Origin of the sequence: Pseudacidovorax intermedius (assembly GCF_001476815.1) — a bacterium.
Classification (GTDB): Bacteria; Pseudomonadota; Gammaproteobacteria; order Burkholderiales; family Burkholderiaceae_C; genus Xenophilus; species Xenophilus intermedius_A.
In genome coordinates, this window is the sequence record NZ_LDSL01000112.1 from 21,576 (window position 1) to 29,566 (window position 7,991).

A 7,991-nucleotide genomic window follows, 5' to 3' on the forward strand; every position below is an offset into this window, starting at 1 on the left:
GTGGGGCCGTGGGGTGTGAGGTTCAGGGGCGCTGCCAGCGGAGAAGACGATGCTCCGCGAAGGCCAGCAAGCCATTGCTGACGAAGCCGATCAGCCCCAGCAGCACGATGCCGGCGAACAGCTCGCTGGCCCGGAAGGCGCGTGCCGCCAGCAGGATGGCCTGGCCCAGCCCGCCCTGCGAGGCGATCATCTCGCCCACCACGGCCACGATCAGCGCGACGGTGAGGGCCAGCCGCATGCCGGCCAGGATGTCGGGCATGGCATGCGGCAGGCCGATCTTGAGGATGAAGGCGGGGCGCGACAGCTGCAGGCAACGCGTCACCTCGGCCAGCCGCGCATCGACGGTGGCCAGGCCATGCACCGTGGCCAGCAGCACCGGCCACATGGCGCCGAAGGCCACCACCACCAGCACCATGCGCGGGCTCAGCCCGAAGATGGCGATGGCCACCGGCAGCACGGCCGAGGCCGGCAGCGGCCGGATGAATTCCAGCATCGGCTGCAGCCAGGCGCGGGCCGCGGCCGATGCGCCGATGAACACGCCCAGCGCCACGCCCGCCAGCGAGGCCAGCAGCCAGCCCTGCAGCATGCGGCCGACGGTGTCGAAGGTCCACGACGCCAGCTCGCCGTTGCCGCTGCCGCGCAGGTTGAAGCCCTCGGCCAGCGCGTCCCAGGTGGCCTGCGGCGTGGGCAGGAAGACGCGGCTGACCCAGCCCAGGTTGCTGGCCGCCCACCACAGCGCGATCAGCGCCGCGAGCACCAGGGCCGAGCCCAGCCAGCTGCCCGACTTCAGGCGATCGTTCATGCGGCCCCCATCCGGCGGGCGACGCGCTGCTGCAGCCGCAGCATGCCGGCATTGACCGCATAGCCCACCACGCCGATCCAGCCCAGCCAGGCCAGCATCAACGCGGGGTCGAAGCTCTGCTGCGCGATCATCATGGCGTAGCCCATGCCGTTGGGATTGGCGGCGATCTCCACCGTCACCGCCACCACCAGCGCCACGGCCACGCCCAGCCGCAGCGCGACGAACAGCCGCGGCGCGATGGCCGGCAGCACGATCTTGAAGGCGCGCTCGCGCGCCGACAGGCCCAGCACCCGGCTCACCTCCAGCAGCCGCGGCTCCACCTGCCGCACGGCGGCCTGCACCAGCAGCATCAGCGGCCAGAAGGTGGCGAAGGCGACCACCGTCATCTCCATGCGCACGCCGAAGCCGAACATCAGCATGGCCAGCGGGATCAGCGCCACCGAGGGCACGGTGCGCAGCAGCTCGGTCGTCATGAAGCCCATGCGCGCGGCGCGGGCCGACAGGCCGAGTGCAATGCCGCCGGCCAGGGCGAGCAGGCTGCCGACGCCCAGGCCGAGGGCGGCGGTACCGAGGGTGAAGGCGGTGGCCTGCCAGAGCGAGCCGTCCAGGGCCGCGCCCCACCAGGCTTTCACCGCCGCACTGACAGGCGCCAGCGAGTCGCTGCCCAGGGCCGATGCGCGCCGGGCGTAGAGCTCGAAGGCGAGCAGCAGAAGCGTGGGGATGGCCCAGGGGCGCAGGCGGGCCAGGGCGCGCGCAGCCCGCTCAGCCATGGCCTTCCTCGATGAAGGTGAAGAGCTCGCGGCGCAGGCGCACGAACTCGGGATGCTCGCGCGTCGTCAGCTGGTCGCGCGGCCGGGGAATGGGCACGTCGATCATGCGCGCCAGGCTGGGCCGACCAGGGCCCGGGTTGGCCTGCAGCGCCACCACGCGGTCACCCAGGTAGATGGCCTCTTCCAGGTCGTGGGTGACGAAGATCACCGTCAGGCCATCGTCGCGCACCAGGCGCGCCAGCTCGTCCTGCAGGCCCTGACGCGTCATGGCGTCCAGTGCGCCGAAGGGCTCGTCCATCAGCATCAGCTCGGGCTGCTGGGCCAGGCAGCGGGCGATCTGCACGCGCTGCTGCATGCCGCCCGACAGCTGCAGCGGAAACTTCTGCGCATGCGCCGCCAGGCCGACCTTGGCCAGCACTTCGGCTGCGCGCGCGGCATGCTCGGCCGCGGGCACGTGCGCGGCCTCCAGCGCCAAGCGCACGTTGCCCTCCACGGTGCGCCAGGGCAGCAGGGCGCGGCCGTAGTCCTGGAACACGAAGGCGATCTCGCGCGCCGGCTGCGTGATGGGCACGCCGTGGCGCAGCACGCGGCCCGCCGTGGGCGCGACCAGCGCGCTGGCGGTGCGCAGCAGCGTCGTCTTGCCGCAGCCGCTGGCGCCGACGATGCAGACGAACTCGCCGCGCCGCACCTCGAAGCTGGTGGGCGAGAGGATCTCGCGCCCGCCCAGGCGGATGCTGACCGCGTCGAAGCGCAGCAGCGGTGCGGCGCCGGCTGCGGTGGGCCCGGCTGCGCGCGCGGCGGCGGCCGGATCGACCACCGCGCGGCCCGCGGCGACCATGAAGTCGGGAGCGCCCATGGCGTGTCTCCTGCCCTCAGCGGGCGATCAGCCGCGCCACGTCGGGCGAGCCCTTGAGCATGTCCTGGTCCTTCATCAGCCCGACCCAGTAGGCCAGCTGCCTGTCGGTGACCACCGGGCCGGGCGGCGAGATCTGCACCTTGGCCAGCACGTCCGGCGGCAGCTTGATGTACTTGCCGATGGCCGCGCGCACGCGCGCATCGTTCTTGGGCTGGACCATGAAGGCGGCGGCCTCCACCAGCGACTCGCGGAAGGCGCGCACGGCCTGCGGATTCTTCTCGGCCCAGTCGCGGCGCGCGGCATGCACGATGGTCTGGTTGCCCTCGGGCAGGAAGGTGGAGTAGTAGCTGGCCACGTACCCTGCGCCCGACTCGGTGATGCGGCTCATGAAGGGGTCGGCCGACACCACCGCATCCACCGAGCCGCCGCGCAGCAGGTCGGCATGCTGCGGAAACGCGGCCTCGACGAAGTTGACCTTGCGGTAGTCCACGCCCTGGTCCTTGAGCCAGGCGCGAAAGGTCACGTGCAGAAAGGCGCCCAGGCCCGGCACGCCGATCTTCTTGCCCACGCAGTCCTGCGCGGTCTTGATGCCCGAGCCGGCCCGCGCCACCAGGCCGAAGCCAGTGATGTTCTTGGCGGTGAGGCCGCCGCCGGCCACCAGCACCAGGTCGAGGCCGCCGTCCACCGCCTGCAGGAAGACCGAGGGCGTGGGCCCGCCGATGGTGAGCGAGTCGGACTGCAGCGCCGCAGGAATCGTGGAGTTGAGCGGGATGAACTTGGGCTCCACGTCCAGCCCGCGCTTGCCGAAGTAGCCTTCTTCCTTGGCCACGAAGACCGAGGCGAAGTCGGTCACGGCGGTGAAGCCGAAGGTGATCTTCGTGGTGGCCTGGGCGCGGGCCGGCAGCGTGGCCGCGGCCAGGGTGGCGGCGCCGAGCGCCGAAAGTGCGGTGCGTCGTTTCATGGGGCTTGTCTCCGTGCGTTGTTTCTTCGGGTCGTCGATGCGGATGCGGGCGTGCCGCCGGCCGTCGCGGCGCGGGCCGCGCGCGGGCGGGGCAGGGCGGCGCGCAGGCCACCCACGATGAAGTTCACCAGCAGCGCGCCGCCTGCGGGCTCGGCCGGCCGGTTGTCGCCGCCGGACAGGCGGGCCACCCGCTGGTCCACCAGGTGGTGCAGCAGCGCGCCCAGCGCGAACTGGTAGCCCCAGGCCACCTGCCCGCGCGAGGCATGGGGCAGGGCCTGCTGCAGCGCGTCGATGAAGGCCGTGGCCAGCGGGTCGAAGTAGCGGCGCAGCACGCGGTCGGCCTCTTCGGTGGCGTGCGACAGCTCGCGTGCCACCAGCAGGGCGTAGTACTCGCCCTCGCTGCTGGCGCGCAGGGCCAGCACCGGGGCGGTGAAGGCCTGGATGATGCGCGGCAGCGTGCGGGCGTCGGCCGGGTCGATGCGCAGTGCCGCCAGCGCCGCCAGCCGGGCCTCGATGCTGTGGTTCCAGTGTTCGAAGATGGCCTCGAACAGCGCGTTCTTGGGGCCGAAGTAGTAGCCCACCAGGGCCAGCGGCACGCCGGCCTCGTCGGCGATCTGGCGGATGCTCACCGCGTGGTAGCCGTGCTGCGCGAACAGCTTCTCGGCCGCCAGCAGGATCGCCTGGCGCCGGTCGGGCCGTGCCTCGGGCCGGGCCACCGGACCGCGTCCCACCGCACTGGAAAGAGGCTGGCGCGCATTCATGGGGGCCGATTGAACGCCCGTACAAAAGCGTTGTACACGCGTGCAAACCCGCAGCCGCCGCGGGCCGACCGGCACGCCGCCCGCAGTCGCACAGACGACGCCGCTGGGGCCAATCCGCATTGAGCCGGCCGCGCCGGCGCACTACGCTGGCCGGATGACCGCTCCCGCCTACGTTCCCCAGATCCGCCTCTTCCAGGACTGGCTGCGCGACACGCGCGGCCTGGTGTTCGACCGCTACGACGCGCTGTGGCAATGGTCGGTGACCGACCTGCACGGCTTCTGGCAGGCCATCTGGGACTATGCCGGCATCCAGTCGCCCACGCCGCACCGCGCGGTGCTGGCCGACCGGCGCATGCCGGGGGCCGTGTGGTTTCCGGGCGCGCAGGTCAACTACGCCCGCGAGGTGCTGCGGCACGTCGCGCCCGCGCATGCGGCCGGCATGCCCGCCATCGTGAGCGAGAACGAGGCCGGCGAGGTGCGCGAGATGTCCTGGCCGGAACTCAAGCGCCAGATCGCCTCGGTGGCCCTGTCGCTCAAGGCCCTGGGCGTGCAGCGCGGCGACCGCGTCGCGGCCTACCTGCCCAACATTCCCGAGACCATGGTGGCCTTCCTGGCCTGTTCCAGCCTGGGCGCGGTGTGGAGCGTGTGCGCGCCCGACATGGGCACCGCCGCCGTGGCCGACCGCTTTCGCCAGATCGAACCCAAGGTGCTGATCGCGGTGGACGGCGTGCACTACGGGCAGAAGGCGCTGGACCGCAGCGCGGTGGTGCGCGAGCTGCGCGCCCAGCTGCCCACGGCCGAGCACCTGCTGCTGCTGCGCACGCCGCATGCGGCCGAGGCGCTGCCGCACGACGTCGACTGGGCCACCGCCAGCGGCCGCGACGATGCCGAGGTGGCGGCCTTCGAGCCCGAATGGCTGCCCTTCGATCATCCGGTGTGGATCGTCTATTCCAGCGGCACCACCGGCCTGCCCAAGCCCATCGTGCATGGGCAGGGCGGCATCCTCCTGTCGATGGCGCTGTCGCAGATCCATTACGACCTGGGGAGCAGCTATGCGGCCAACAGCCTCGGCGAGCGCTTCCACTGGTTCAGCTCCACCGGCTGGGTGATGTGGAACGCGCAGCTGTCGGGCCTGGTGTCGGGCACCACCTGCGTCATCTACGACGGCCATCCGGCGCACAGCAAGGAGCAGCCCGACTGGTCGGTGCTGTGGCGCTTCGTGGCGCGCCACGGCGTGACCTTCTTCGGCGCGGGCGCGGCCTACTTCACCAACTGCATGAAGGCCGGCGTGCGCGCCGTCGACTGCGGCGACCTGTCGCGCGTGCGCATCCTCGGCAGCACCGGCTCGCCGCTGGCGGAGGAGGTGCAGCGCTGGGGCAGTGCGCAGATGCACGAGGCCAGGCGCGCCGCCGGCCTCGTGCCGAAGGCCGATGCGCTCAGGGGCGGCACCGACGGTGAAGTCTGGTGGAACAACATCTCGGGCGGCACCGACTTCTGCGGCGCCTTCGTGGGTGGCAACCGCGAGCTGCCCGAGGTGCCCGGCCAGATGCAGTGCCGCTTCATGGGCGCCGCCGTCCATGCCTGGAACGAGCACGGCCAGGCCGTCACCGGCGAGGTCGGCGAGCTGGTCTGCACCGAGCCCATCCCGTCCATGCCGCTGTATTTCTGGAACGACCCCGGCAATGCGCGCTATCTGTCGAGCTACTTCGACACCTACCCCGGCGTGTGGCGCCACGGCGACTGGCTGAAGGTGGGCGCCGACGGCGGCTGCGTCATCTACGGCCGCAGCGACGCCACCATCAACCGCCAGGGCCTGCGCATGGGCACCAGCGAGATCTACAACGCGGTGGAGTCGCTGCCCGAGGTGCTCGACTCGATGGTGGTCGACCTGGAATACCTGGGCCGCGACAGCTACATGCCGCTCTTCGTGGTGCTGCGACCCGGCGTGGCGCTGGACGAGGCCATGCGCCGCAAGCTGAACGACGCCATCCGTGCCAGCCTGTCGCCGCGCTTCCTGCCCGACGACATCTTCCAGGTGGCCGAGATCCCGCGCACCCTCTCCGGCAAGAAGCAGGAACTGCCGATCAAGAAGCTGCTGCTGGGCCAGCCGCTCGACAAGGTGGTCAACAAGGAGGCCATGGCCAATCCGGGCTGCCTGGCCTGGTACGTGACACTGGCCGAGCGGCGGGCCGAGACGGTGGTCTGATGCGGCGCTACCCCGACGCCCCGGCTGTCGCGCCGGTGGTCGATGACGCGGCGGCGGGCACGGGACAATGCCCGCGCACATGTCCTCTCCGTCAGCCACCTCGCGCGGCCTCGTCGCGCTGACCTTCGCCTTCTCCCTCAGCCAGTTCTTCCGCAGCTGCCTCGCCGTCATCGCGCCCGAGCTGCAGCACGACCTGGCCCTGTCGCCCGCCGGCTTCGGCGCGCTGTCCTCCAGCTTCTTCCTGGCCTTCGCCGTCGCGCAGATCCCGGTGGGCGTGGCCTTCGACCGGTGGGGCGTGGGGCGGCCCAGCCGCTGGCTGCTGGCGGTCGGCGTGGTGTCGGCGGGCCTGCTGGTCGCGGCGCCCAACGGTGCCGTCGCGATGGTCGCGCAGGCCGGCCTGGGCCTGGCCTGCGCGCCGGTCTTCATGGGCCTGATGCATTACGCGGCCGAGCAGCTGCCGCCGGCCCGCTTCGCCGCCTTCATCAGCCGCGCCAACGCGGTGGGCATGGTCGGCTCCCTGGTGGCCACCGCGCCGCTGGGCTGGGCAGCGCACCGCATCGGCTGGCGGCCGGCCATCGCGCTGGCCGGTGTCGCGATGCTGCTGGCCTGCATCGGCGTGTGGCGCCACGTGCGCGACCAGGGCCATGCCCAGGCCCGGCAGGAAAGCCCGGCCGCCATGGTGCTGGCCAGTGCCGGGCTGCTGCGGCGGCTGGCGCTGTGGACGCTCATTCCCATGTGCATCGCCATGGCAGCCGGCACCAGTTTCCGCAACGCCTGGGGCGGACCCTACTTCGCGCAGGTCTTCGGGCTCGATGCCGATGCGCGCGGCCTGGCGCTGATGGTCGTGAGTGCGGGCGGCATCCTGGGCGCGCTGACCATCCCGCTCGTGGTGCGCCGCAGCTCGCTGCGTGCCACGGTGGCCGGCTGGACGGCCTTCTCGTTTCTGGCGGCGCTGGCGCTCACGGCCTGGCCGGCGGCGGGCCTGGGGATGGACCTGGCGCTGCTGACCGGCGTGGTCACTGCCGGCATGCTGCATCCGCTGGTGATGAGCCACGGCCGCGAACTGGTGCCTGCCGCGCTGCGCGGGCGCGGCCTGGGCGTGCTGAACACCTGGGTGTTCCTGGGCTCGGCCGCCGCCTCGTGGGCCTTCGGCCTGATCGCCGAGGCGGGCCTGCGCCGCGGCTGGCCGGTGGATGCCACCTTCGCCGCCATCTTCGGCTGCGCCGCGGCCCTGCTGCTGGGCGGCCTCCTGCCCTACCTGTTCAGCCCACGCCTGCCGCTTTCGCAAGCACCGCGCTGAAGTGCGCAGGCGGCACCCAGCCGCCGGGTGCGCCCCTCGAGGGGGATTGGACTTCCACACGCAGTGAGGACCTCCAGACGAGGCGGTTTCATCTCATCGCGGCAGGTCGCTGAAGCCCATCAGGAACTCGTCCACCGCCCGCGCGGCCTGCCGGCCCTCGCGGATGGCCCACACCACCAGCGACTGGCCGCGGCGCATGTCGCCGGCGGCGAACACCCTGGGCACGTTGGTGGCGTAGCCGCCGTTGAAGTCGACCGTTGCCTTTGCCTTGCCGCGTGGGTCCGTCCTGACGGCGAAAGCCCACTGCCGCGGACAAGACGGGCCCAAGAAACCCA

General features: G+C 72.1%; 7 protein-coding genes and 1 pseudogene. 2 read left to right on the plus strand and 6 right to left on the minus strand.

The window, feature by feature from the left end:
- Positions 1-22 precede the first annotated feature (22 nt).
- From NS331_RS17185 to NS331_RS17205, 5 genes are read right to left on the minus strand one after another with little or no spacing between them, the layout of a single operon-like run.
- Complete coding sequence (locus NS331_RS17185; protein ID WP_058643185.1) at positions 23-802, minus strand: ABC transporter permease; 780 nt, start codon at positions 800-802, stop codon at positions 23-25.
- Positions 799-1,572 carry an ABC transporter permease gene (locus tag NS331_RS17190; RefSeq protein ID WP_058643186.1) on the minus strand — a complete coding sequence of 258 codons (774 nt, stop codon included), beginning with the start codon at positions 1,570-1,572 and terminating at the stop codon, positions 799-801. Before NS331_RS17190 ends, NS331_RS17185 begins: the two co-directional genes overlap by 4 nt.
- A complete protein-coding gene (locus NS331_RS17195) occupies positions 1,565-2,410 on the minus strand; it encodes an ABC transporter ATP-binding protein (protein ID WP_058643194.1) in 846 nt (281 codons plus the stop codon). Before NS331_RS17195 ends, NS331_RS17190 begins: the two co-directional genes overlap by 8 nt.
- Positions 2,411-2,444: 34 nt before the next feature.
- Positions 2,445-3,389: an ABC transporter substrate-binding protein gene (locus tag NS331_RS17200; RefSeq protein ID WP_058643187.1), complete on the minus strand. Its 945-nt coding sequence runs from the start codon at positions 3,387-3,389 to the stop codon at positions 2,445-2,447.
- Complete coding sequence (locus tag NS331_RS17205; RefSeq protein WP_242873800.1) at positions 3,386-4,120, minus strand: TetR/AcrR family transcriptional regulator; 735 nt, start codon at positions 4,118-4,120, stop codon at positions 3,386-3,388. The genes NS331_RS17200 and NS331_RS17205 overlap by 4 nt, the downstream gene beginning before the upstream one ends.
- 184 nt (positions 4,121-4,304) lie before the next feature.
- On the opposite strand from NS331_RS17205, the gene NS331_RS17210 reads away from it, so the two are divergent.
- Complete coding sequence (locus NS331_RS17210) at positions 4,305-6,356, plus strand: acetoacetate--CoA ligase (protein ID WP_058643188.1); 2,052 nt, start codon at positions 4,305-4,307, stop codon at positions 6,354-6,356.
- A gap of 79 nt (positions 6,357-6,435) precedes the next feature.
- The gene (locus NS331_RS17215; RefSeq protein WP_242873801.1) at positions 6,436-7,656 is read left to right on the plus strand and encodes an MFS transporter; all 1,221 of its coding nucleotides are present in this window, start codon (positions 6,436-6,438) and stop codon (positions 7,654-7,656) included.
- A gap of 93 nt (positions 7,657-7,749) precedes the next feature.
- Here the strand turns inward: NS331_RS17215 and gltD are convergent.
- A pseudogene (gene gltD, locus NS331_RS25665) lies at positions 7,750-7,991 on the minus strand (glutamate synthase); the annotation flags it as partial.